The organism is Agrobacterium sp. 5Ca39, from assembly GCF_055382365.1.
This window is the reverse complement of the sequence record NZ_AP026437.1, coordinates 2,021,822-2,047,247: the sequence shown is the minus strand read 5'-3', so window position 1 is coordinate 2,047,247 and position 25,426 is coordinate 2,021,822. Positions and strand designations below refer to the sequence as shown.

At 57.3% G+C, this 25,426-nt stretch carries 23 protein-coding genes; 14 read left to right on the top strand and 9 right to left on the bottom strand.

Features of this window, described 5'->3' with window-relative positions:
- Positions 1-68 precede the first annotated feature (68 nt).
- Both ACZ47E_RS23125 and ACZ47E_RS23120 read left to right on the top strand, forming a co-directional pair.
- Positions 69-434 carry a DoxX family protein gene (locus ACZ47E_RS23125; RefSeq protein ID WP_278067641.1) on the top strand — a complete coding sequence of 122 codons (366 nt, stop codon included), beginning with the start codon at positions 69-71 and terminating at the stop codon, positions 432-434.
- 432 nt (positions 435-866) lie between these two features.
- The gene (locus ACZ47E_RS23120; protein WP_082891344.1) at positions 867-2,696 is read left to right on the top strand and encodes a PAS domain-containing sensor histidine kinase; all 1,830 of its coding nucleotides are present in this window, start codon (positions 867-869) and stop codon (positions 2,694-2,696) included.
- Between the two features lie 78 nt (positions 2,697-2,774).
- On the opposite strand, the gene ACZ47E_RS23115 is transcribed toward ACZ47E_RS23120, so the two are convergent.
- Positions 2,775-3,857, bottom strand: coding sequence for an ATP synthase subunit B family protein (locus ACZ47E_RS23115; protein ID WP_060942251.1), 1,083 nt, complete (start codon positions 3,855-3,857; stop codon positions 2,775-2,777).
- A 433-nt stretch (positions 3,858-4,290) separates the two neighbouring features.
- On the opposite strand from ACZ47E_RS23115, the gene ACZ47E_RS23110 reads away from it, so the two are divergent.
- Positions 4,291-4,707, top strand: a complete 417-nt coding sequence (locus ACZ47E_RS23110; protein ID WP_022563116.1) for a hypothetical protein — start codon at positions 4,291-4,293, stop codon at positions 4,705-4,707.
- 156 nt (positions 4,708-4,863) lie between these two features.
- On the opposite strand, the gene ACZ47E_RS23105 is transcribed toward ACZ47E_RS23110, so the two are convergent.
- The 7 genes from ACZ47E_RS23105 to ACZ47E_RS23075 form a co-directional block, all read right to left on the bottom strand.
- Positions 4,864-5,574 carry an anti-sigma factor gene (locus ACZ47E_RS23105; protein ID WP_004445932.1) on the bottom strand — a complete coding sequence of 237 codons (711 nt, stop codon included), beginning with the start codon at positions 5,572-5,574 and terminating at the stop codon, positions 4,864-4,866.
- Positions 5,571-6,113, bottom strand: a complete 543-nt coding sequence (locus ACZ47E_RS23100) for a sigma-70 family RNA polymerase sigma factor (protein ID WP_022563115.1) — start codon at positions 6,111-6,113, stop codon at positions 5,571-5,573. The genes ACZ47E_RS23105 and ACZ47E_RS23100 overlap by 4 nt, the downstream gene beginning before the upstream one ends.
- A 125-nt stretch (positions 6,114-6,238) precedes the next feature.
- Entirely contained in the window at positions 6,239-6,670 is a 432-nt protein-coding gene (locus tag ACZ47E_RS23095) for a DUF2177 family protein (protein WP_004445929.1), read from the bottom strand.
- A 73-nt stretch (positions 6,671-6,743) separates the two neighbouring features.
- The gene (locus tag ACZ47E_RS23090) at positions 6,744-7,121 is read right to left on the bottom strand and encodes a DUF2147 domain-containing protein (protein ID WP_004445928.1); all 378 of its coding nucleotides are present in this window, start codon (positions 7,119-7,121) and stop codon (positions 6,744-6,746) included.
- 27 nt (positions 7,122-7,148) lie between these two features.
- A complete protein-coding gene (locus ACZ47E_RS23085) occupies positions 7,149-8,381 on the bottom strand; it encodes an SAM-dependent methyltransferase (protein WP_022563114.1) in 1,233 nt (410 codons plus the stop codon).
- Complete coding sequence (locus ACZ47E_RS23080) at positions 8,368-9,186, bottom strand: DUF1365 domain-containing protein (RefSeq protein WP_022563113.1); 819 nt, start codon at positions 9,184-9,186, stop codon at positions 8,368-8,370. Before ACZ47E_RS23080 ends, ACZ47E_RS23085 begins: the two co-directional genes overlap by 14 nt.
- Positions 9,183-10,556 (bottom strand): NAD(P)/FAD-dependent oxidoreductase, encoded by a 1,374-nt coding sequence (locus ACZ47E_RS23075; protein ID WP_022563112.1) that lies wholly within the window; start codon positions 10,554-10,556, stop codon positions 9,183-9,185. The genes ACZ47E_RS23080 and ACZ47E_RS23075 overlap by 4 nt, the downstream gene beginning before the upstream one ends.
- Before the next feature lie 188 nt (positions 10,557-10,744).
- Between ACZ47E_RS23075 and ACZ47E_RS23070 the strand changes: the two genes are divergently transcribed.
- The 5 genes from ACZ47E_RS23070 (at position 10,745) to ACZ47E_RS23050 (ending at position 16,354) form a co-directional block, all read left to right on the top strand.
- Positions 10,745-11,533: a DUF1295 domain-containing protein gene (locus ACZ47E_RS23070; protein ID WP_022563111.1), complete on the top strand. Its 789-nt coding sequence runs from the start codon at positions 10,745-10,747 to the stop codon at positions 11,531-11,533.
- Positions 11,530-12,570 (top strand): SAM-dependent methyltransferase, encoded by a 1,041-nt coding sequence (locus tag ACZ47E_RS23065; protein WP_022563110.1) that lies wholly within the window; start codon positions 11,530-11,532, stop codon positions 12,568-12,570. Before ACZ47E_RS23070 ends, ACZ47E_RS23065 begins: the two co-directional genes overlap by 4 nt.
- A gap of 119 nt (positions 12,571-12,689) precedes the next feature.
- Positions 12,690-14,900, top strand: coding sequence for an ATP-binding protein (locus ACZ47E_RS23060; RefSeq protein WP_022563109.1), 2,211 nt, complete (start codon positions 12,690-12,692; stop codon positions 14,898-14,900).
- Positions 14,893-15,348 carry a response regulator gene (locus ACZ47E_RS23055; RefSeq protein ID WP_022563108.1) on the top strand — a complete coding sequence of 152 codons (456 nt, stop codon included), beginning with the start codon at positions 14,893-14,895 and terminating at the stop codon, positions 15,346-15,348. Before ACZ47E_RS23060 ends, ACZ47E_RS23055 begins: the two co-directional genes overlap by 8 nt.
- Positions 15,349-15,361: 13 nt before the next feature.
- The gene (locus ACZ47E_RS23050) at positions 15,362-16,354 is read left to right on the top strand and encodes a sensor histidine kinase (protein WP_048902966.1); all 993 of its coding nucleotides are present in this window, start codon (positions 15,362-15,364) and stop codon (positions 16,352-16,354) included.
- A 43-nt stretch (positions 16,355-16,397) separates the two neighbouring features.
- On the opposite strand, the gene ACZ47E_RS23045 is transcribed toward ACZ47E_RS23050, so the two are convergent.
- Positions 16,398-16,772 carry a response regulator gene (locus ACZ47E_RS23045; RefSeq protein ID WP_006699868.1) on the bottom strand — a complete coding sequence of 125 codons (375 nt, stop codon included), beginning with the start codon at positions 16,770-16,772 and terminating at the stop codon, positions 16,398-16,400.
- A 210-nt stretch (positions 16,773-16,982) separates the two neighbouring features.
- On the opposite strand from ACZ47E_RS23045, the gene ACZ47E_RS23040 reads away from it, so the two are divergent.
- From ACZ47E_RS23040 to ACZ47E_RS23015, 6 genes are all read left to right on the top strand, one after another.
- A complete protein-coding gene (locus tag ACZ47E_RS23040) occupies positions 16,983-18,437 on the top strand; it encodes a sensor histidine kinase (RefSeq protein WP_037092065.1) in 1,455 nt (484 codons plus the stop codon).
- Positions 18,434-18,871 (top strand): response regulator, encoded by a 438-nt coding sequence (locus ACZ47E_RS23035; protein WP_004445914.1) that lies wholly within the window; start codon positions 18,434-18,436, stop codon positions 18,869-18,871. The genes ACZ47E_RS23040 and ACZ47E_RS23035 overlap by 4 nt, the downstream gene beginning before the upstream one ends.
- A gap of 4 nt (positions 18,872-18,875) precedes the next feature.
- A complete protein-coding gene (locus ACZ47E_RS23030; RefSeq protein WP_022563105.1) occupies positions 18,876-19,913 on the top strand; it encodes a sensor histidine kinase in 1,038 nt (345 codons plus the stop codon).
- 500 nt (positions 19,914-20,413) lie between these two features.
- On the top strand, positions 20,414-21,868 hold the full coding sequence (locus ACZ47E_RS23025; RefSeq protein WP_022563104.1) for an HlyD family efflux transporter periplasmic adaptor subunit: 1,455 nt from the start codon (positions 20,414-20,416) through the stop codon (positions 21,866-21,868).
- Positions 21,869-22,016: 148 nt separating this feature from the next.
- A complete protein-coding gene (locus ACZ47E_RS23020; protein ID WP_022563103.1) occupies positions 22,017-23,981 on the top strand; it encodes a glycosyltransferase family 2 protein in 1,965 nt (654 codons plus the stop codon).
- 95 nt (positions 23,982-24,076) lie between these two features.
- The gene (locus tag ACZ47E_RS23015; RefSeq protein ID WP_278067640.1) at positions 24,077-25,375 is read left to right on the top strand and encodes a hypothetical protein; all 1,299 of its coding nucleotides are present in this window, start codon (positions 24,077-24,079) and stop codon (positions 25,373-25,375) included.
- Positions 25,376-25,426: the final 51 nt, after the last annotated feature.

The following is a 25,426-nucleotide window of genomic DNA, read 5'->3' as shown; positions in this document are numbered from 1 at the left end:
CGCCCACAGGCGCGGCGCGATGATAAATCTGCCGAGAGTGCCGAAGCAAGATTCAACAGCAACTTCCAATGACTGCAAAGATAAATGATGCGATAATTCTTCTTGGGCGCCTTTCGATCAGCGCGCTCTTTCTGCAGGCCGGTGTCGGCAAGCTCTTCGAAATTTTCGGCTTTGCGGGTTCTTTGGCCGCAAAGGGCGTGCCTTTTTCCGGCCTCGTCGTATATCTTGTGATTTTGGTAGAAATCCTCGGTGCCGCTGCCTTGATATTCGGGGTAAGGGCCCGGGAAACAGGTGCGATACTGCTGGCTTTTACCTATGTCGCCACCTTGCTCAGCCATGCGTTCTCGTCTTTCCCGGAAGAGGCGCGCTCTGCCCAGCAGGGGCAATTCTTCAAGAATCTGGCTATCGTTGGGGCCTGTTTTTGTATTTCGTGACGGGGCCCGGCAGGTATCGTCCGCGGTTCGGGGCGAAGTAGCCAATCATAATACGGTTTGGCAGCACTCCGGTGCCGCACGGAGGTTTATTTAAAAGGCAGCGCGGTTATCGCTGACGTGACGCGTATCGTTCTTAAGCCGGGCCAAATAGCTTGCAAGCAGTTTCATCTCGCTCCTTCATGCGTGTGTTCATGCAGTGCAGCGAGACGGTCCAGTGACACACCAAAAAGGACTCTGGACTGCAAAAGTCAGGCGGAGGTGATCGGGGGTGGGCCGCTCGGATTGAGATATATGGGGCCTTGATTGAAATACGATCGGCCATGATGACTTTCGGCTGATATCGACGGTCAGACATAGGAAACATGCCGCAACCGTGACAGACACTTTGCTCGCACCCGAAAATTCTATAGGCTAACTTCTATAAATCCTCAGGTGGAGATCGTCGTCCTGGACAAGGTTAACACGCTCGCAGTTCCCGTATCCAGCCTCCTCGACACAGTGGACTGGGCATCAGGGCCACTTGGCCCGAAATCGGAATGGCCTGCCTGTCTGCATGCCGCCATCGGCATCATGCTTCCCTCACATGCGCAGATCGTGATGTTCTGGGGGCCGGAGTTTGTCGCGTTCTACAACGACGCCTACGCGCCAACCATAGGCAACAAGCACCCACACGCATTCGGCAGACCCGCCCGAGAATACTGGAACGAACTCTGGGATGACCTCGAGCCGCTGCTGCAGCGCGTCCTCGCGAAGGGAGAAACGGTCGCCGCAAAAGACAGGCCATTTTATATCGAAAGACACGGTTACCCCGAAACGGTGTACTTCGACATTTCGTATTCTCCGGTCGCGGATCAGGATGGCACCGTGCGTGGTGTGTTCTGCATCGTCAACGAAACGACCGAGCGGGTGAAGGCGGATGCGGCCTTGCGAGAGAGCGAGGAGCGTCTAAGGGCCATCTTCGCGCAGTCAGCCGCTGGCATAGCCCTCGGCGATCTGACCGGAAAACTCCTCAGCGTGAACGATCATTTCTGTCGGATCGTCGGTCGGCCGAGGGACGAGCTGATCGGCATCCGCATGCAGGAGATTACGTTTGCCGACGATCTTCCCGAAAACCAGCGCCTGTTCCAGCACATGGTTCAGACCGGTGAAAGCTTCGAGATAGAAAAGCGCTACGTCCGTGGTGACGGAAGTCTGGTGTGGGTCGCGAACTCGGTCTCCGCAATCCGCGATGACGGGGGAAACATGTCGCAAGCTGTCGCCATTTCGGTCGATATCGGCGAGAGACGACACGCGCAGGAGATCGAGAAACACCTCGCGTCGATGATCGCCTCTTCCAATGACGCGATTATGGGCATCGATCTCGATATGAAGATCACCAGCTGGAACGCAGCTGCGGAAAAGCTCTATGGTTATTCGCAGGATGAAGTCGTCGGCCGGTCGGTGCTGATGTTGGTGCCGGATGGGAGGCAGGAAGAGGAGCCGAGGATCCTCACGGAGGTCAGGGCAGGCCGTTTCGTTGAACCCTACGAGACGCAGCGTCGTCGAAAGGACGGGCGGCTTGTCGAGGTGCTTCTCAGCGTGTCGCCGATCCGCGACGCCAACGGACGTGTTATAGGCGCCTCCAAGACGGCGCATGACATCACCGCCCGCAAGGATGCAGAGCGGCTGAAATCCATTCTCGTCAATGAACTCCATCATCGCGTCAAGAACGTCCTTGCGACTGTGACGGCAATTGCGAGACAAACGCTTGGTCGCGACAAGGCAAACCACGAGGAGGTGGAAGCCTTCACCAGCAGATTGGCGTCGCTGAGCAGAGCGCAGGACCTGCTGGTGCACGCCGATTGGCAGCACGCAGATCTCAAGGCCGTCATGCAGCAGGCCTTGTCACCTTATCCCGTCGACGCCTTTCAGATTGGCGGGCCTAGCGTTCCCTTGCCCCCGAGAGCGGTCGTGTCACTTTCCCTTGCTCTCCACGAACTGGCGACCAACGCGGCAAAATACGGTGCACTGTCCGCGCCTGGCGGCCAGGTATCCATCTCGTGGCAATTCGAGCCTCTTGCAGACAACCGCCTGCGGATTGTGTGGGAGGAGCGAGGGGGGCCGGAGGTTGCTCGGCCCCGGCGCAGGGGTTTCGGTTCGACTCTCATCGAGCGGCTTCTGTCCGCCGAATTGAAGGGCGAGACGAAATTCGTCTACGAGAAGAGCGGTGTGATCTGCGTCATTGAGGCGGAAATGTCGAAGGATGATGATGGCGCGGCGTAATGAGGCCGAAGAGCGCGGAATGGCTTATGATCGGGGCCCCGCCCGAGACGGGCGGGACTCCTTTGCAGATATGAAGGGCTATCTCCTGTAGGCGAGTCCGCCCCAGATTCTTCCTTCATCCCTATGTCGACCACCGTGAACAGCGCCGATGTAAGCTGCTGCAGAGGACACGATTGCTGAAGCTGCCAATAAAAATGCGGTCAGAATGCCGGTGATTCGTGCTTTCTCCGCAACGTCAGCCGCCTGCCTCTTGGCATCCTCCAGCGCTTTCTCTGCCTGCGCCTTCATTTCGTCGACGCGCTTTTGGGCCTCATCGACTTTTTGCTGCGCTTCCGTCCGTACGGCCTGCACCCGCTCCACCGTCTGATTGACCCTGTTCTGGGCATCGGTCTGGCTGATGCCGGTACGCGTAGCAATCTGTGTCGTGAGCCAGTTTCTGTCAGCGTCGGAAATTTCGCCTGTCGACAGCAGATTTCCCAGGATGCCGCTTATTTGCCGCTGGTAGTCACCGACGGTTTGATCGGCCTGCGGCGACGCTGCCTGTCCATCCGTTCGCAACAGCGTATCAGTAAAATAATCGAGCGGATTGGCCCTGAGGCCCTGCGGAAGCATCTGCTCGATGCTGGGCGCTGCTGCCTGCCCGGCCCCTTGCGCGATACCGCCAGCGGCACTGCCGGCTCCTGAAACGATTCCCCCGGCGACCTGTCCGACGCCTTGCGCCGCTCCACCAACCGCCGTTCCGGTTGCCTCAATTGCTGTCTGGGCGGCGCTTCCAACAGCTCTTGCACCACCTGAAATAACGCCCAGGGCCAGGAATGCCGAGACGACCGTTCCAATCCCCCAAACCACCAGCCCATTCAGGCCGTCACGAACGGTCAATTCGTTTCGGTCCGCCTGCCCTGCGGGTCTGCGCATCCGGCCGGTGATGTAACCGCCCAGCATGTAAGAGCCGACCATGGAAATGACTACGAAGAGGCCGGTTATGATCAGCCAGACTGAACTGATCTCACCGCCATTGTCCGCCGAGATTGAACTCAGTCCCAATCCGCTGGCAAACGCGGTGAGAACCGCCATGGCCCCGGAGGCAATAAACGCTCCGGCAAAAATGGCAGGCCAGTCGACGTAGCTCCGATTGGCGTCAGTAACGATTGGATCAACCATTAGCGTAACCCCAACAGTGAGAGAATGAACAGGACGACCACGACCAGCCCGACTAGGTAAATGATAGAGTTCACGGTATCTCCTCCGAAAGGGGGCAGATTCTCCGCATGGCGGATGACTGCATGATGTGGGAAATGCGAGCTTCATTGCTCGTGAACCAAACTCGTCGCGCTCAAAAAAGTTTCACCCCCGATCGCCGTCGCTGGCAAAACCGGATTCAAGACGGATTCCCTGTCTGCGATGTGTCTTATCTCGCGTCGCCGGCCTCTAAAGAACCTTCGACAGTTAGACCCATTGACGGCGGCGTCTGACGAGGCGCGGTCCCGGTGTTGTGCGATAGCTGAAGCAAGTGTTCGCAAGACCCACCGGCCAGGGCTTTACGCGACGCAAAGCAATCATTCTTGCTGGAACATCCGAGAGAGGCGCGGGTTAGATGCTGATCAAGGAGGCTTCGATGAACCAAAATACCTTTCAACAACATGGCAGTTCTGTTCCCGCGGCATCAGAGGGCGACGGACAGCCGAACCCCGCGGGTGTCCAGCCGCAAATCTCCGACGCTCCCCTCGTTGACGCGGCGCTTGCAGAGGTAGCGGAGCGCGATGACAGCCTTGCAGCGCAATTGAGCGATGAGATAAACGCACTGCGCGCCGAGATCGACAGTTTGAAAGTCCGTGCTGGCGAAACCGCTTCACGGGCTTTGGTGTCTGTAAATGCGGTTGCCCGGATCAATCGCCGCGCCGCACGCCGCGCGATCGGCAGAAGTCCTTGGGCTTCACTTTGCCTGGCCGCGGGTGTGGGTTACGTGTTGGGCTGCAGCACGTTGCGAAAAGACGGATGGCGGTGGCGGTAAAATTGAGAACGGCCGCAGCAGCGCGGCGTTTCGCTTCAGATACGGCGGATCACCCTTGCCAGTCCTGGATTTTGCGCCATGCTGGACATGGAATTGCGTCTTTCTTTTCCGGCAGCAGCATGACAATACCACGGCTGCAGACGGCCCAGTGGGGCATCAACCCCACCGGGCGGTGCCGACAGCAATGACCGGACCGGTTGCCTGACCAGTCGGTGAACCACCGAATGGTTCGACACTGATCGCGAAAGTCGTACCTTCCTTTATATTGCCACGCATGTCGGCGGGAATGACGAGGTCGCCATTCGTGCCGGGCTGGAAAACGCCGAGCGAGCGGGTCTTGCCGCCGTCCATGACGAGCCACAGTTCCAGTGACTTTTCGTCCGTCTTTCCGGTCGCCACGGGAACGATACGCATTCGGCCCGATTCCGCGTCGTAGGACGCGAGGAGATTGACCTGGCTGTCGGTTGTCGCAAGCTCGGCCACAAGCGGGCTTGTGCCGTCCCGTTGTTCCGGGAACGCGGCATAAACGACGGCAGCCACGGCGGTTGCGCTGGTGGCCACAGATATCCAGCGCCAGAAAGATGCGGAGTTCCACAAGGTGCCATTCGTGTTGACCGCTCTGCTGCCGAACAGACGCTCTTGAATACGGGCAAGAATAGCGGCGCTGGGCGTCTCTTCCTGGTAATCGGCGTTAAAGTCTGAAAACTCGGTCTCCCAGCGCTGCACCAGTTGCGCGAAGACCCTGTCCTCCTGGATACGCTGTTCCACTTCGCGGCGCTTTTCAAGCGGCAGGACACCGAGCACATATTCGCCTGCGAGTATTTCATCGCGCGAGTGCATTCCGCCGCTGTGGTCGCCCGTCGTCATCGCTGCATGCACTCTCTGAGTTTGAGAAGACTGCGCCGCAGCCAGGTTCTAACCGTATTCAGTGGCACCCGTAATTCGTCGGCGAGTTCGAGATAGCTCAGACCCTCGACATAGGCCCGGCGTATTGCCTGTGCGTGCACAGTCTCAAGTTCCCGCATGCAGTCGTCGATCCTGCGACCTTCATCCGCCAGAACAACATGCTGTTCAGGATCGCGAACGCTTTCGTCGACGAGGTCATATGCCTCGTCAATGTCATCGCCAGCAGGTCTGCGGGCGCGAATCGTGTCTATGGCGTGGTTGCGCGCGATGGTGGCGAGCCATGTCGCCGGTTTGCCGGCACTAGCGGCAAATGTGCGGGCGCGCTGCCACACCTTGATATAAATTTCCTGCAGCGCCTCCTCGGCGTCCGTTCTGTCCCGCAGGATTTTCAGGCAGATCGCAAAAAGCTTCGGGCTTGTTGCCTGGTAAAGCGAGACGAATGCTGAACGATCACCCATGCCGACGCGGTGGATAAGGCTTGCGATCTCTGTGCCCTGCATTCGAACCTTCCTTGCTATTCTTCCTTTATAGGATCGTCTTTCGAAGGAAGACAAGAGATGCTTGGGAAGTTCGTTCCGGACACGCCCTGTGATCATCGGGCGCAGGCTGCAGGAGGCGACGGTCATCATGGCCAGCCTGCCGAGTTTTCCAACGGGCCAATGATGCGTACCGTGACAAGAAAGCCGATGACGGCCGCTGCCGCGGAGACGAAGGTGCCCCACAGCAGATCGGCAACGGTCAGGGTCGTCGACCAGCTTTTCAGCGTCGCCTGATTGGTCAGATCATATGTGGCATAAGCCATGAAGCCCACGGCAGCGCCGTAAAGCAGCGCCGTGCTCCATTGTCCCGAAATAAGTGCCGGACGCACGGCGAGAAAAGTAAGGCCGGCGGCGTAGATGAGATAAAAGATGATCGCCGGAGCGAGACGGAAATTTTCCGCCAGAAGATCGCCGATGGCCGGTCGATAAAGTCGTGACGCCATGGTGCTCAACCAGATGAAATCGATCACCAGAAAGGCAACCAGGGTGAAGAAATAGGCGGCAAGATATGTCTTCATCGATTTTTTCCTTTGCCATTGATCAGGCGACTTTTTGGTCTGGTTGACTCGAGAGGGAGGATCTGGGACGTGGCTAGTCGATCCTGGTCCAGCTTATGCCCTTGCACAGCAGACCGGCGATGATGCAGCCTTTCGTAGTCATGTTGTTGCCTGCCACCGTCACCGTTATCTTGTAGGATTTATCCCGCTGCGGGTCGAAGGCCGTGCCGGTGTAATTGCCCGTCTCGCCCGGCCTGATGTCCATGATCAGGCGGTCGCCGGTCTTCTCTTTCTGGGTGCCGGGTTTGATCCATGTGTTTGTCGCACATATTTTCTCGCCGCAGGGAGCGATCAGCACTTTCGCCTTGCCGTCGCCCCGCGCCCAGTTGCCGTTGATATCGGCTGCCGTCGCACTTGTCCCTGCCAGCAACGGAGACAGGGCGGATGCAATTGCCAATCCAAGGATCTTCATCGTGGTTCTCCGTTTTTTAGTCCCGCCTCATCCGTGTTCTATTGTGTACAGCCCGACGTTAATGGTTCCCTCGGCAAAACCTGCTTCGCAATAGCAGAGGTAATAGTCCCACATCCGCCGAAAGCGCTCGTCGAAGCCGAGCAGGGAAATAGTCTGCCACCGGGCATGGAAACGCTGGCGCCATTCCGCCAGTGTGAGCGCATAGGACTGGCCGAAAAGCTCCTTTTCCGTGAGTTTGAGGCCGGCTTGCCCCACGGCTTTTTCCAGAGCTGAATCGGAGGGCAGGAAGCCGCCAGGAAACACGTATTTCTGAATGAAATCGGCCTTGCGCCGATACGTATCGAAGCGGTTTTCTTCAATGGATATGATTTGCAGCACCGCCCGACCGCCGGGTTTCAGGCAGCGCTTCAGCGTCCCGAAATAGCTTGGCCAATAGGCTTCGCCGACGGCTTCAAACATTTCCACGGAGACGATGTTGTCGAATTGACCTTTGACGTCGCGGTAGTCCTGCAGCTTCAGTTTGATCCGGTCAGCCTTGTCTGCTTTTTCCGCAGCATTTTCCGCCCAGCGCAACTGGGAGGGCGACAGGGTGATGCCGGTCACGTTGGCATTGTGCTGCGTGGCGAGGTGAATGGCGAGCGCGCCCCAGCCGCAGCCGATTTCCAGCACATCCTTGTTGCCGGTCAACTGCAACTTTTCCGCAATACGCTCGAGTTTCTTCTGCTGCGCTGCCTCAAGGGTTGGTGTCATCAGGTCGAAAATCGCCGAGGAGTAAAGCATCGAGGGATCGAGCCATTGCCGGTAAAACTCGTTGCCAAGATCGTAATGCGCCTCGATGTTGCGTCGGCTGCCACGTCTGGTATTGGCGTTCAGCCCGTGCGCAAGCCGGTTGATGAGGCGCATGGGCAGGCTGCCGCGCATTGATTTCGTGAAAGCATCACGATTTTGCGCGGCGAAACGGATAAGCGCGGTCAGGTCCGGTGTGGACCAGTCGTTCTCAATGAAGCCTTCCGCAAAGCCAATATCACCATTGACGAACAGACGGCGGATTGCCCGCCAGTTATGCAGAACGAGAATGGCGTCGATGCCTTCCGATGTCCCCGATTTTTCGATGGTTCCGCCGCCGGGGAGGGTGATGCGAAGCCGGCCGCGGTGAATATTGTTCAGCAGCCGGGTGATGAGCCAAGTGCCGAGGCCCATACGGCCGCTGACGCGGGTGTTCTGCACCGGTAATTCCGAGAGATTGTCAAACGGGGTCATGAATTCTGGCCTCGATTTGCGACGATGAAGGGTGAACGAAGGATATTGGCTGTGCGGGTGGCGGCGGGCGCTTTCTCAGTCCCACCCCCTTCAGCCAGATTTTCAGCGCTTCCCAGTGAATGCCGAGAACGACTTTCAGGGTCAGGAAAGGAATGGTGACAAAGGCTCTCAGCAAGGCTCGATCGGTCAGTTCGACCCTTCGGGCAAGATGCCTGGCGGTCAGGACGGCGCCATCTTCGTCGAATGTTTCAATGACGATCTTCAGCCTCTCCCCAGGCGGGATGACGCGGAAAACATAGTGAAGGTCCATGTCCATGAAGGGCGAGACATAAAAAGCCTTGTCACAGCGCTGTACGATCTCCGCGCCCATGCCGGACTCTACGGGGATCAGATAGGAATGCCGTTGGCCGAAAGTGTTGTCCACTTCCCAGAGGATGGCTTTGAGTTCCATGTCGCGGCCATGGCAGAAGAACACACTGAGCGGATTAAAGGCCCAGCCAAGCAAACGGGGCATGGTAAGCAGGCGCACCGGCCCTCCATCCGCCGTCATGCCCGCCGCCGTCATTGCCGCATCTATCTGCTGGCGCAGCCCAAGCCCGCTGCCGTTGCCGCGGTCCCTGCGATGAAATGAAAACAGGTTGAACCGGTCCACCGAGAAAAACCGCAATTTCCGGTCCAGCGTCTCCAACTCATCGAGATCGAGAAACAGCGAATAGATTCGATAGTCCAGTTTGTGGGTTTTCGGCTTGAACCGGGCGTGGGTAACATGGCCCGGGAAAAGCGCAGAGACGAGGGGAGGCTTCATGCCGTCGCCTCCATGGATCGCGTGTCCCTGGCAATCGTCTCCAAATCGAGGCGGATGATCCGGCTGCTGTCGTCCGCCACCTTCCATGGGCGGGACAGGCGACCGAGATCTTCAGCGACGGCAAGCCCGGCCTGGAGGCCGTCTTCATGAAAACCGGAACCGAAATAGGCGCCGCAGAACCAGGTGTTTCGCAAGCCCTGCAAGGCCCATAGTTCCTGACGCATCTGTTCGGTTCCGGCGTCAAAGACGGGGTGGTGATAGGTTTCTTCGGCGATGATCTTTCCTTGATGCGGTTCCCGCGCCGGGTTCAAGGTCACGAAAATATCCTCGGCTTCGCCGAGCGGCTGGAGCCGGTTCATCCAGTATGTGATGCTGGGCTGGCCCGCTTCGGTGCGCGTGTCGGCCACATAATTCCAGCTTGACCAGGCGGCGCGGCGGCGCGGCATGAAGGTGTTGTCAGTGTGAAGCACGGCCCGGTTTCGCGTATAACCAAAGGCACCGAGAATGCGCTTTTCGACACGTGTCGCATCCGCCAGCAAGTCCAGGGCCTGATCCGCATGCGTCGCGATGACCACGTCATCGAAGCGGGCAATCTCACCCTGCGCAGTTGTAATTTCGACGCCGTGCGGCAGGCGGCGAATACGCGTCACTGGCGTTGACAGGCGAATTCTGTCTGCAAACGGTGCCGTGAGGCGTTTTACATATTCGCGCGAGCCACCAACGACGGTGCGCCAGACCGGCCGGTTGCGCAGCAACAGCAAACCGTGATTGCGGCAGAATTTGATGAAATGCGCCGCCGGATAACGGCCTACTTCCATGGCCGGTGTGGACCATATGGCCGCAGCCATCGGGTAGAGATGATCGTCGCGGAACGCTGCGCCGTAGCGATTACGCGTCAGATAATCGTCGAGGGACATGTCAGCCATCGAGTGCAGGTCACGCGGGGCGTTGCGATAAAATCGCAGGAGGTCCGCAAGCATCGACCAGAAGCGGGGTTTTAGAGCATTTCTCTTCTGTGCGAGCAGGCCAAACCCGTTTCCGCCGGAATATTCAAAGCCGCCATTATCAAGGGAAACAGCGAACGACATGTTCGAGGCTGCGGTCGGCACGTTCAGCTTTCGAAAAAGCGCGGTCAGATTGGGGTATGTCCAGTCGTTATAGACAATGAAACCCGTATCGACATGGATCGGGCCATTCTTCGTATCGAATGTCACCGTGTTGCTGTGGCCTCCGACGCGGTCTGCCGCCTCGAAGACCGTGACATCGTGCCTTTGCGACAAGAGCCAGGCTGCTGACAGACCGGAAATTCCCGTTCCCACTATCGCGATGCGGCGCCGGTTGTCTCGTCGCATTGTTTCGGTGTCGGTCATCGATCCTCGCTATCGCATTGTAGAAATTGTCTTTGGACAGCGCAGATACGAAGCAGCCGTCTGATAAGTTTCAACGGCAGGCGGTTTTTCGAATTTTTTTCGAACCCTGAAACTCTTTTGCTGGTTAGGCCGTATTTGCCATCACGAAACCCGGCCTCGATCGATTAAAAGTGGTGAGCGAAGTAGTGATGTTTTCCGTGATCCTGACGCTTGCCATTCTGATGTCGCTGCTGATGGCGGGAGCCTGGGCTCTACAAAGAGCGACCGGCTCGAGCGGCTGGATCGACACCGTCTGGTCGGCAAGCGTCGGGCTCGGCAGCATCTTGGCTGTGTTGCTGGCGGAGGGCGATGGCGGGCGGCGCAGTGTCGTATTCTGTCTCGTTGTCGTATGGTCCCTGCGGCTTGCTGGACACATAGGCCTGCGCACGCGGGGTGGTGGGGAAGATCCGCGTTATGCAAAACTCATGGAGCAATGGGGCGAAACCGGTCCCCGGCGGCTTTTCTTCTTCCTGCAAATACAGGCGGTTGCCGCCTTCGTGCTTGTTTTGGCTGTTTATCTAGCCGCCAGCAACGACCGGATTTTCCCGCGCACGATAGATCTTCTCGCCACCATGGTTGCGCTTGTTGCACTGGCAGGTGAAGCGCTCTCGGACGCCCAGCTGTCGAAATTCAGGAAAACCCCCGAAGCGAAAACCGGTATATGTGAAACCGGTCTCTGGCGTTATTCACGCCATCCCAATTATTTCTTCGAATGGCTTTTCTGGTGCAGCTTGCCGCTGCTGGCCCTTCAGGCGGACGGCTTGTCCTGGGCGTCGCTTGCCGCGCCCGTCATGATGTACTGGCTGCTCGTCCATGTCTCCGGCATTCCGCCGCTTGAAGAGCACATGCTGAAATCGCGCGGAGAAAAATTCCGTGCCCTGCAACGCCGCGTCAACGCCTTCTTTCCGGGGCCGCGCAAAAACGAGGAAGCGCCATGAATATGCTCGCCTTTGCCATCAATGCCGCAGAACGCGCGGCGCTCAACGACAGCGTTACACTCGCCGGAATAGATATGCTCTGCGCAAGAACGAAACGGCGGCTCGCAAAAATACCGCCGGATGCCGAGGCGGCTTTTGCGGCGGATATGGCGAAATTCCCCGTCGCCAGCCATACCGACGAGGCGAACAGGCAACACTATGAAGTCCCCGCTGAATTTTTCGCACTGGTTCTCGGAGCCCAGCGGAAATATTCCTGCTGCTATTATCCCAATAACCAGACAAGCCTTGATGAAGCGGAGACAGCTGCTCTCGCCGAGACGGTAGACCATGCCGAGTTGGAGGACGGCATGGACATTCTCGAACTCGGCTGCGGCTGGGGTTCGCTGTCGCTTTATATGGCAGCGCGTTTTCCCAATGCGCGGATCACGTCTGTCTCCAATTCCGCGTCGCAACGGGAATCCATCCTCGGCCGCGCGCGTGAGCGCGGGCTGTCCAATCTTTCCGTGGTGACCGCAGACATGAACGATTTTGCGACCGGCGATCACTTTGATCGCGTCGTATCGGTCGAAATGTTCGAACATATGTCGAATTGGCAGGTGCTCTTCGAACGCGTTCGTGCCTGGCTGAAACCTGATGGCAAGTTTTTCCTCCATGTCTTCAACCACCGCAGCCGATCCTATCGTTTCGACCACAACAACCCAGCCGACTGGATTGCCCGGCATTTTTTCACCGGCGGCATCATGCCCGCTTTTGATCTTCCCCATCGTTTCAGCGAGGTTCTTACCGTCGAAAGGGAATGGAACTGGCCGGGATCGCATTATCGGCGCACGGCTCTCGCCTGGCTTGAGAATTTCGATCGGGAAATCGGCCACATAAGGCCGATCCTGCAGCGGGTTTATGGCGCTGACGCGCGGTTATGGGAACGCCGCTGGCGTCTGTTTTTTCTCGCAACGGCCGGGCTATTTGGTCACGAGGACGGTAACGTCTGGGGTGTGGGTCATTATCTCATGAAGCCCGCTGTTGTTGCCGAAACCTGAGAGGGACGTGGCCGACGGCGAAACAATTTCGCGTAAGCAAACGTTTACATCCGTAGAATAATGGCTAGGCTGGCCGCGTTTTGAGCAGGCCGTCGATCACAGAGCGGCTGGAGAAAGTCATGAGTTCAGTCACGCCGAAGCTGGATAGTTGCGGCGCCGAGCCCATCCACATTCCCGGCGCTATCCAGCAACATGGCGCACTCTTCGTGCTGTCCGCGCGTCAGTTGGCCGTCGTGCAGGCGAGCGATAACCTGCAGGATTTTCTTGATGCGCCTCTATCGATCGGGGTGATTCCAGACGGGGGAACATTGCCTTTTATCGAGGCATTACCGGCTTGGTATTCCGGTGACGACAGCAGCTTCAGATATGTCTGGACCGAAAAAAAACTCGATGTCTCGGCGCATCGGTCGGGAAGCGTGATCATCGTCGAGCTTGAGAGAACAGGCCAGGGCGCATCCGCCGAAGCGCTGATGAGCGAATTGACAGGCCTCGCCCAATATCTCAACAGCACGCCGTCGCTGAGCGACGCACTGTCTCGAGTTGCACAGCTTGTTTCCTCGATCAGCGGTTATGACCGGACCCTCATTTATGACTTCGGTCCCGACTGGAGCGGTCATGTCGTGGCGGAAGCCGGCAGCGGGGCGTTGCCTTCATATATCGGGCTTCGCTTCCCGGCCGGCGACATCCCGCCGCAGGCGCGCAAGCTTTATACGGTCAACCGTCTGCGTATGATCCCGGACGTCGATTACAGGCCCGTGCCTGTCATGCCGCAGGTCAACTCGGAAACGGGCGCAGTGCTCGATATGAGCCTTTCACAGCTCCGCAGCGTTTCGCCCGTTCATCTGGAATACATGCGTAACATGGCGACGGCGGCCTCGATGTCGGTGTCAATCATCGTCAATGGCAAATTGTGGGGGCTGATCGCATGCCATCACGCCGCCCCGCACTCCGTCTCGCTCGCCGTGCGCGAAGCCTGCGATTTCGCCGCCCAGCTCCTTTCGATGCGGATCGCAATGGAGCAAAGTTCTCAGGATGCTTCGCGCCGGCTGGAACTTGGTCATGTCCAGGCTCGCCTGCTCAAGCGGATGGCGGCGGCACAAAGATGGGTTGACGGCCTTCTGGGCGGGGAGAGCGAAAAGGACGATCTGCTGGAGCAGGTGGGGGCTGAGGGAGCGGCACTCCTTTTTGGCGATGAGTACCATCTCGTGGGCAAGACTCCCTCGCAGGAGCAGGTCGAAGGATTGATCCGCTGGCTCGGCGAACGCGAGGTTGCAGACCTGTTTGCCACAGACAATCTTGCCGGCGATTATCCCGCTGCTGCGGCGTTTGCGTCCGTGGCGAGCGGGATCATCGCGATGCGGGTTTCGGAATTGCACGGAAGCTGGCTTATCTGGTTTCGGCCGGAAGTCGTAAAGACGGTGCGCTGGGGCGGGGATCCGCACAAGACAGTGCATGAGAGCGGGCGCATTCATCCGCGCAAATCGTTCGAAACCTGGAAAGAGCAGGTGCGTAACACGGCCTCACCGTGGTCAGCCCCCGAGCTTGCAGCGGCGCGGGAGTTGCGTGGCGCGATCATCGGCATCGTCTTGCGCAAGGCGGAGGAAATGGCGGATCTGACGAAAGAATTGCAGAGGACCAACAAGGAGCTGGAGGCATTTTCCTACTCGGTTTCGCATGATCTCCGCGCGCCCTTCCGTCATATTGTCGGTTTCGCCCAGCTCTTGCGCGAACGCAGCAACGCCCTGGATGAAAAATCGCTCCACTATCTGCAGATGATCTCCGAAGCGGCACTCGGCGCAGGCAGGCTCGTGGATGATCTTCTGAATTTCTCGCAGCTCGGCCGCACCCAAATCACAATGGTGCCGGTAGACATGGAGAAAGTCGTGAACGAGGTTCGCCGGTCCCTCGCTCATTCCATCGCTGATCGGCAGATAGAATGGCATATCGGCAATCTGCCCGTATCGCTCGGAGATCCGACCCTGCTTCGGCAGGTGTGGTACAATCTCGTTGACAACGCGATCAAATATTCCCGCCAGAAACCCGTTTCGATTATCACCATTTCCGCGGCAGAAACCGAAGGTGGCGTGACCTACTCGGTCGAGGATAACGGTGTCGGCTTTGACATGGCCTATTACAGCAAGCTTTTTGGTGTGTTCCAGAGATTGCAGCGGGTAGAGGATTTTGAGGGAACGGGAATTGGACTTGCGCTGGTAAGACGAATTGTTGAACGCCACCACGGTTCGGTCAGCGCAAAGGGAACTGTCGGAGAGGGAGCCACGTTCTCCTTCACATTGCCGGTTACGAAAGTTGAAGAGGAAAAAATTGCCTGAACTCAGACCTATTCTTCTCGTGGAGGATAATCCACGCGATCTGGAATTGACGCTAACTGCGCTGGAAAAATGTCAACTGGCGAACGAGGTCGTCATTGCGCGTGATGGTGCAGAAGCGCTTGATTATCTCAACGCCTCGGGTAACTTCCACAACCGGCCTGCCGGTGACCCGACCGTGGTTCTTCTTGATCTCAAGCTGCCGAAGGTTGATGGGCTCGAGGTCCTCCAGACCGTTAAGGGCAGCGATCACCTCAAGCATATTCCGGTCGTCATGCTGACCTCCTCCCGTGAAGAACAGGATCTCGTAAAGAGCTACGAACTCGGCGTGAACGCCTTTGTGGTGAAGCCGGTGGAGTTCAATCAGTTTTTTAAGGCGATACAGGATCTTGGCGTGTTCTGGGCCCTGCTGAACGAACCGCCGCCGGGCGCGCGCCGCAATGGTGCGTGAGGCGATGCCGCAGATGGAGCAAAGCAAGCTTCTTCTTCTCGAAGACAGCTCGGTCGATGCCGAACTGATCGAGGATCAGCTTTCACGGATCTCTCCGCCCCCTGTCGTAACCAGGGCGGTGGGTAAAACTTCCTTCATCGAGGCGCTGGAAAATCAGCAGTTCGATATCATTCTCGCAGATTTTTCCCTGCCGGACTTTGACGGCATGGCTGCGCTTGATGTCGTCATGCAAACGAGACCAGACACGCCCTTCATTTTCGTTTCCGGTGTTCTCGGCGAAGACGCGGCGATCGATGCCTTCAGGCGCGGCGCAACTGATTATGTCCTGAAGCAGCGACTGGCGAGGCTGCCCTCCGCAGTGGGTCGCGCTCTCGCGGAAGCACGGGAAAAGGAGGAGCGGCGACGGGCGGAAATGCACAAGGAGCTGCTCGTCCGCGAACTCAGCCATCGTGTCAAGAACACGATGGCGATGGTCATTTCCATCATTCGCCGCACTGCAAAAGGCAGTTCATCCGTAGAGGATTATCAAGAGAGGCTCGTGGCCCGCGTGAGTGCGCTCGCCGAAAGTCATGCCCTGCTTTTCCAGAGCAACTGGGGACAAACCGATCTCAAGGATGTCGTGAAGCGGGCAATTGAACCCCATAACACTTTTGCCAGCCGCGTCGAGCTCGAAGGTCCGGACGGGGTTAGCGTATCGCCTAAATCCGCATTGGCGCTTGGCATGATTTTACATGAACTGGTGACGAATGCGCAGAAATACGGTTCGCTTTCAGAAGCAACCGGGAAGGTGCAGGTCTTCTGGAAAAGGCTTCGTAACGATGAAGGCCGGGACCTTATCGAGCTGCGCTGGCATGAAAGCGGTGGCCCGCCCATTTCCGCTCCGCTGGAGACCGGTTTCGGAACGACCCTTGTTACAAGGGGAGCCCAGTACGAGCTGCAGGGCGACAGTGAAATCCGCTATGATCGCGACGGCCTGAAATATCGGGTGATTTTCCCTCTGGACTGAAGTGTCGCATATCAGCGTTACCGACGTTGCGCGTATTTTCCCGCTAGCCGGTATGCGCGAATTCGGTCGCCAGAACATTCGGGAGATTATCAAAATCGCACGGCTTGGAAATGATCGTCAGCCCTGTCAATTGCGTGCGAATACCGGGTATCTCGGCATAGCCGCTGCAGATGACGAAAGGTATGCTCTCGGCCCTCAGTCGTTCGATCACGGGAAAAGATAATTCGCCCTTGAGATTGAGGTCGATGACCGCTCCATCCAGATCGGTTGCGCTTATTTTCTCCAGCGCTGCGGCTATATCGGAAACCGGCCCGATGACGTCGACACCGAGGTCGGACAGAAAGTCCTCCATATCCATCGCCAGAAGGGCGTCGTCTTCAAGAACGAGGATATGCTTTCCCTGAAAATCATATTGCATAGCTTACCGCATTCACATGGTCGCAGGCGCGCCCGGACATTTTACCAACAGCGCTGAACGCCTGAAGATCGAGGCGGTTCCACCCTTGTGTAAAAAGAAATCATTCGCATCCGTCGCTTGCGTACTCTAGTTTGTGCCGCGAACTAACTGCCTACCGGGAATGTTACTGCTGTGACTGGTTTTTCACCGTTTGCCCAGCGAAGCCTTTTGATGCTTGCTGTTGGCGTTGCAATTTTGATTGGCATGGTCTCCACATCTTTGTGGCTGGTGCAGGTGAATAATCTCTATTCCCAGGAAACGGCGGAACTGCGCCGTGTCCGTGCCGCAATTCTGGATGTGCTGACGACGATGCAGGACGTCGAAACCGGCCAGCGGGGATATTTGCTTACCAACAATCGCGAATATCTGGGGCCTTACGAAGAGGCCCTTCAGGGCTTGCCCGAACGCCAGGCGCGACTTCTCGATCTTCTGAAAGGGGAAGAGCGATATAAGCAACCTCTCGCTGGCTTGAAGCAGGCGATCGACGCAAAGCTCTCCGAGACACGCGAAACCATCGATTTGCAGCGCGCGGGTCGCATTACCGAGGCAGCCGAGGTCGTTCGAAATAACGACGGCAAACGCTTCATGAATGAGATCAGGAGTGTTCTGTCGGACCTTCAGTCGGATACCGACGATCGCCTGCGCGTCATCGTTGCGGATCAACTGGGCGCCGCCAATACACTTCGTTGGGTAACGATTGGCGGTGCCGTTGCAATTCTCATCGTGGTCGGCGGGTCGATACTGCTCGTCTTTACTTATATTCGCGCGCTAAACAGGTCGCGGGAGGATGTGGACGAACTCAATCGCCATCTTGAGGAGCGTGTCGAGGAAAGAACACGCGATCTTCGCCGGGCCAACCAGGAAATTCAGCGCTTCGCTTATATCGTTACTCATGATCTGAGGGCGCCGCTTGTCAACATCATGGGCTTCCTTTCCGAATTCGATACGTCGCTGAAGCCGGTCACCAACTATGTCCTGGCAGATGGAAAAACGCTGACGCAGGATGTGATCCGAGAGGCACGGCTGGCGGTTGAGGAAGACATACCCGAAGCCATCGGGTTTATCCGTTCATCGACCCGCAAGATGGACCAGCTGATCAACGCCATTCTGAAGATATCCCGTGACGGCCAGCGCAAGCTTCAGCCGGAGAAAGTCGATATCGAAACTTTGCTCTCCTCGCTTTCAGAGACCGTGCGCCATCAGATCACGGCCAATGGAGGCGAGATTCATGTCGACACGCCCAAGCTGACAGTCGTGACGGACCGCATATCTCTCGACCAGATTCTAGGTAATCTTCTCGATAACGCGGTGAAATATCAGATGCCTGGGCGCCCTCTGAGGTTAACGGCACGCGCCTATCCGGCCGGGCGCGGCGCGATCGCCATTGAAATTGGCGACAACGGGCGCGGTATCGGTGAGCAGGATCTTGAGCGTGTCTTCGAACTGTTTCGTCGGGCGGGCGAACAGGACCAGCCCGGTGAAGGAATAGGTCTCGCACATGTCCGTTCGCTAATCAGAAATTTAGGAGGTGACATTAGGGTGGAGTCGCGACTCGGGGAAGGCAGCACATTTATCTTGCTGCTTCCGAGTGACCTCAGAAGAGTAACGAAGGAAGGCGACAAATGAAAGCGACCGGTCAGGAAGTAACGATCGTGATGATCGAAGACGACGAGGGACATGCCCGTCTGATCGAGAAAAATGTGCGCAGAGCAGGTGTCAACAACGAGATCGTGCCGTTCACACTCGGTGCGAAGGCGCTGGATTACATCCTGGGTCAAAGCCGGGACGGGCTCGTCAGCAAGGATCGCTATCTGCTCGTTTTGCTCGACCTCAATCTCCCCGATATGTCCGGTATCAGCATTCTCGAGCAGATCAAAAGCAATGAATACACCCGCCGTCTGCCTGTCGTGGTTTTGACGACCACTGATGACGAAACCGAAATTCAGAAATGCTATGATCTCGGCGCGAATGTTTATATAACAAAGCCGGTCGACTATGAGGGCTTCGCGAATGCCATCAAAAATCTCGGCCTTTTCTTTTCCGTAATACAGATACCCTGAAGGCATGATGGCTCTGCGCGTTTTGTATGTCGATGACGACCCGGCTCTGGCGCGGCTTGCGAGCCGCGTCCTTGGTCGCCACGGAATGGAGGTGGTCCATGCCGCGTCCGTTGCTTCCGGGCTTGACCTCTTCCAAAACGGGCAGTTCGATGTCGTCGTTCTCGATCACTATTTTCAGGCGGCGACGGGAATGGAGTTTCTGGCGGCTATCGAGACGGTGCCGGCCCGGGTTCCCGTTCTTTACGTAACGGGGTCCAACGAGGCCCAGATCGCTATAGACGCGCTCAAGGCTGGTGCCGCCGATTACGTCATCAAGAATGTTGGAGACGACTTTTTTCCGCTGTTGCTGGCAGCCATCAACCAGGCGCTTGAAAACCATCGCCTGCGCCAGACAAAAGAGGAAGCTGACCGTCTGCTGATAAAGGCTAAAGAGCATGCGGAAATGATGGTGAAAGAGATGAACCATCGCATCGCGAATAGTCTCTCACTGGTTTCCGCCATGATCCGGCTGCAGATCAATACGCTGAAGTCCCAGGAAGCAGAAACGGCGTTGCTGGAGACGCAGAGCCGGATTTCTGCGATCGCCGGCGTTCATCGCAGTCTCTACAATACCGCGAATGTGGGGCTCGTATCCCTGAATTCCTATCTCACCTCGATCATAAGCGACCTGTTCCAAGCTGTTCCGGGCTCTTCCTCCATCACGGTCGAAACGTCGCTCTGTGAGGTTGATCTGAACGCCGACCATGCCGTTGCGCTCGGTGTCATCGTCACTGAGCTTCTGACAAACGCGCTCAAATATGCCTATCCGGATCAAGAAGGCACAGTGCGCATTAACCTGTCCGCCCAGGACGGCCGGTTCATTCTTGTTGTGGAGGATGACGGCGTCGGTGTGAAACCGGATTCAGCCCCTCGCGGCACCGGTCTCGGCACCAAGCTGATCATGGCGATGGCGCAGAATATTGGCGCCCGGGTCGAGCAGACGCACACGCACCCGGAACTCAAAAAAGGCACCCGTTTCTCGATGATATGGAATGAACGGTGACGGCATGGCCGCCGTGCCTTGCGATTATATCTCGATATAACGGCTGTCTAGCGGAGAGCGATTGGACCTCCTGGCCGTCCCCATAGCCTTCAGCGCGAACGAATGGTCAAAATATTTTGCCCGAAGCACGGAAGAGTGAAGCCGCTTTCGGCGCTCAGAGCAGAGCGACCTGCCGCCAAAGCGATTCTTTAAAATTTTTCTCTCTGCCATAGTGGAAACGCGGTACATTCTCAGGTTGTGCGCCCCGGTCGAGCAAAGTGCACAAGGCGGGTGCCGGCTGCCGCTATAAAGGCACAGCTAATATGGAACGACTGAAATTTGACCCAGGAAGTTTTCATGGGTGAAATTTTGCGTCCATAAAGCCGGCAGATGCATAGTATTTCGGCAATCTCGGAAAATGTCTTAATGCAATCTTAACGATGTTGCGCTGCAAAAAAACTTGATGGACTATTTTAATACTGCGGGAGGAAATGCTGTTCAACAAAACAGGAGTTCGTGCCATGCTGTTCCGCAATAGAGATAAAGAAAAACCTCAAGGCGCCTCGGTCAGGCTGGCCTCATATACTGTTCTCGGTGTTGTCGCCACAGTGTTTTCCTCCTCCGTGTTTCCACCTGTCTTCACTTCGCAGACAAACCGCGCCTTGATCAATGCTCCCGTCATTCCGCTGACGACCCCCATCAGTGGCGTGGTGAAAATATCCGGTAACGGCAGGGCGGCTGTTGAAAACGACAAGGTCGACAACACCACTCTGATCGGCCTGAAAGTGCAACTGGCGGCACTCGACAATGAACTTCGCCAGAAAAACGCGATTATCGGCGATTATGCTAGCCGGGTCGACAATCTGAACAATGATCTTCTCAGCCAGCAAGCGGCTTTACTGCAGAGAACAGAATCCGACCTTGAAGCGGCAAAGGCTGCTTTGCAGATGGTGACCTATTCGACCCGCATCGCGAAAGCAGAAGCGGTGCGCAAACAGAAGCTGGTTGCCAAGGGTGTTTATTTCGGAATTGGCGACGACATCGCCGATACGATACAACTTGAAGATACAAAACTGCAGGCCGCGAAAGTTGCCGTCGACAAGCTGAACAAGGAAATGAGCTTCGCGCGCCAGGGCATCTATATCGGTTCCGACCTGCAATCCCTGCAAAATCTTCAGCAGGAAATCCGCACAAGGTCCGCCGATCTGCTGCAAATCCAGATGCAGATGACGACCATGCAGACGCGGAAAAGCGAACTCGAAGCGCTTGCCTCCGCGGAGGCCGCGCGTATCGACAGGCTGACCCGCGCCGATCTCGCCATTCCGCCGGGCACGACGCTTTATAAGCCGGTTGCCGTGACGGGACGTGAAGTGGTGGCCGGCGATACCTTGGCAGAGGCGCTCGACTGTCGCAACGCTTTCGTCGTGGCAATTTTTTCCGAACGTCAGGCGCAGGCCCTTTCCGTGGGTTCAAGGGTAAAGGTAAATGCCGATGCCTGGGCGCAGGAAGCGGACGGGGTGGTAGAGCGGCTGGTGCCCCGAACCACCGAACGCGTCGACCTCGATTATGCCGTACCGTTTCCCCCCACGGAGCGGCGGGAGCTTTACGCTTATATCCGCATGGCCGGGACATCCGAGAGCCAGTTTATGAAAAACGGCGTCTGTTCGGTCGGTACCTGGGTGAGTGTAAGTCTGCCGCGCGAATGGCTCGGCAAGACCCGGGAATATGTTCATGAGGCATCGGCAAGCCTTTTCCAGTTTGCGCAGGCATCCGCCAGCGAAATGCCCGATGTGAGGCAGGCCGCCTGGACGCTCATCGAGACATCACGAGAGAAAATATTCGAGCAGATGGGCATGGGCGGGCAGCCGCAACAGCCGCCGGGAATAGCGGCGCCCACTACAAAGCCGGATATCATCACGCAGCATGCGATCAGCGGTGCAGATGCCACCGCGAAAGCACCGCGCACCCAATCCTGACACCCGCATGGATTGGGCAAGCCCCTGCGGGCGCGTCCACGACGCCCGCAGGGCGACCCACCTGTTTCACACAGTCGAAGCAGCCTCATTCGCGCACGCTATCGGGCGCGGCTTTTGGGACGTATCCGGTCAACCATGAGGACAAGCGATGTATTTCACTTCAGAGGGCGATGTTCAGTCCGTCCTTTATGTCAATCTCATCATCGCCCTCTGCGCGATCCTGTTCACCATGCTTGCCGACCCGCGGCGAACGCTGGACCGGCTGGCGTTCAGCACCATCATGCTGCTCTCGCTCAGCGTCTATATTTTGTGGCGCGCCACCGATACGCTGCCTCCCTTCGAGCTTTCGCTGGAAACCGCATGGAATTATATCTACTTTACCTTCGAACTGATCTCCGTGCTTTATGCGATGGGATCGATCCTGATCCTGACAAGACGAACGGACTGGTCTTCCATTGCAGACGAAGCCGAAGCCGGGATTACGGGCGATCCCAATGCGCCACTGGTCGATGTGTTCATCTGCACCTACAATGAACCTTTGAACGTGCTTGAAAAATCGATTGTCGCGGCTCAGGCAATGCAATATCCGCGGTTGCGCGTTTTCGTCTGCGACGATACGCGCAGGTCCGAGGTTCGGGACTATTGCGAAACAGTCGGCGTCAATTACGTGACGCGGCCGGACAATAAGCACGCAAAGGCGGGGAACCTGAACAATGCGCTTGTCCACACCAATGCGCTGTCGGAAGTTTCAGATTTCATCATGGTTCTCGACGCTGATTTTGCGCCGCAGGCCAATTTCCTGTCACGCGTGACCGGGCTTTTTGCCGATCCCAAAGTGGCCGTGGTGCAGACACCGCAATTTTATTTCAACAGCGACCCCATCCAGCATAATCTCGGTATCCGCAATTCCTTCGTGGATGATCAACGGGTATTCTTTGACGTATTCCAGCCTGCAAAGGACGCAGTCGGTTGTGCGTTCTGCGTCGGAACGAGTTTCGTTCTGCGGCGGGCAGCGGTGAACGAACTCGGAGGTTTCCCGCATGATGCACTTTCGGAAGACATGCTGCTGACCTACCGGTTGATGGAACGGGGGTATGTGACACGCTGGCTCAATGAAAAGCTCAGCGTCGGATTATCGGCAGAAGGCCTGCCGGAGTATATCACGCAGCGCACGCGCTGGTGTCTCGGCACCATCCAGATTGGACTTTTGCGCACCGGGCCGCTGTGGCGCGGCAATTTCACCCTGACGCAGCGGCTGCATTATCTGCACGGCCTGTTCTGCTGGCTCTCGAAACCCTTCATCCTTTGCCTGCTGCTCGCGCCTTCCATCTATTGGCTGACCGGCGTTTCCGCGCTCCAGGCCGATGAGTTGATGTTCATGCAACTCGGTCTGTCATCGCTTGCGCTGTTCTGGGCCTATTCCACCTGGATATCGGGAAAGCGCACACTGCCGCTTTTCACCGAGGTGACACACGCACTGACCGCCGTTCCGATCACGATCACGCTTTTTCAGGCCATGCGAAAACCTTTCGGACGCCCTTTCAAGGTCACGGAAAAGGGCGGAGACAGGTCACAGGTGCGCGTTCACGGCCCGACGGCGCTATTCTTTGCCCTTGTAACCCTCACTTCGGCCATCTCCGTGCTGATTGCCGTTTATGGATGGGACGCACCCGTGGAATTTTCGGCGCGCGATTGTCTCAACCTTATCTGGTCGGCCGTCGCCATGGTGATTGCCTTCATCAGCCTTATCTGCTGCATCGAGTTGCCGCGTTTCGACAGGGAGGAGCCGATCAGCGTAAACCTTGGCGGACAATTACGGCAGGGCAATGCGGTGACAGGGGTGAAAATCGTGGCACTGTCGACTGAAACCGTGACGCTTGCGGGTTTCACTTCTTCTACAGAAGCGCAGGCCATATTCGTGCCGGAGGTGGGCTGGTTGCAGATCGATGCAACAAAAGACCAGTTAATACCCGGAAAATTCTGCCTTGCTGCAACCGCCGAGCAGCATCGGGCTATCCTGCGGCTGCTTTTCCGCACTGCACCGGAAAATGTGGCGGAACAGGGCGACCTGATAAAATCCATGCAGATGTTGCTCGCAAGGGCCTTCAGCTAATCAGGGGGCAATTAAACAGGACTTTGCCGGACACAACACGGTCCCGATGGCCGGCTGCCGCATTGAAAGGTTTCGATCAAACGGGAATTCCGCTCATGCCTCTCAGATCGATCATCCCTGCGATCCTGATGTCCTGTGTCATGACAGTGTTGGCTGGAGGTGACGGGCGCGCTGCATCCGGATCCGTCCGCGATATGCTCGCTTCGCGCTTATGCGCGGGTCTTGCCGGGAAGATGGATGGTTCTCCCGCGCCCTTCGTGTTCCGCAGCTTCGAGCCTGCGCCCGGTGGCAAGGCGCTCGATCCGGCGCTTTCGAATACGGGTTTCACCTATGACAATGCGCTGGCATCCATCGCTCTTTTTGCATGTGGGAAAGACGCAGAAGCAACAAGGGTTGCCGATGCGCTGCTGCTGGCCGTGAACCGTGACCGCCGTTACAGTGATGGCCGCCTGCGCAACGCCTATCGCTCCGGCCCGGTCGTCAGCAAAACGGAGGTTATGCTCCTGCCCGGTTTCTGGAATGCCGCCAGCAATGCCTGGGTCGAAGACGGCTATCAGGTCGGCAGTGCGACAGGCAATCTCGCCTGGGCGGCCCTTGCCCTGCTTACCGCCTCTGAGCGCTCCGACAATCCAGCCTATTTGCAGGCCGCGGCAAAAATCATGCGCTGGATCGATGCATATACCAAGAGTGACAGCGACATCGGTTACACGGGCGGCACATTCGGCCACGAACCGTCTCCGGTGAAACTCGACTGGAAATCGACGGAGCACAATCTTGACGTTTACGCCGTTGCCAGTTGGCTCACCGAGAGTGGGGACGATAAAACCTGGCGGACGATGCAGGACAGGGCAGGCAAGTTCCTCGACGCCATGTGGAATGAGCAGCAGGGTCGTTTTTATGTTGGTAGCCTGCCCGGCAGCGATCGGTCCAATTTAACCCAGTCGGGAATAGATTCCGAATTCTGGCCCATCCTCGCCGTTCCGGAATTCCGCGGCCGCGCCGAGCGCGTGCTGGAATGGGTCGACCGGCACTATGCGGTCGGGGAAGGCTTTGATTTCAACGATGACCGGGACGGCATCTGGCTGGAAGGCACGGCGCAGGCAGCGCTTGCGTTTCAGCATGCAGGCCACGCCGGGCGGGCCGAAGCCCTGCTTGCCACCATTGATGCTGAGGTATCGCCCGATGGTCTGGTCTATGCCACTGTCGGGCCGGAGTTGACGACGGGGCTGATGATCGGGCCTGCCTCGACCTCTGCCGATTTCAAATATTTCAGACTGCCGCATGTCGGCGCTACTGCCTGGGCAATCCTGGCGGCGAAAGACTGGAACCCGTTTTTGAGAGAAAGCAGTTGCACGCGTCCCTGTCGGAATTATGCCCGTCCCGGCAGGGGGTAAGGAGGATGTTGTTGTCGTGGGATCGCGAGAAGACCGGATGGCGGCGGGCCT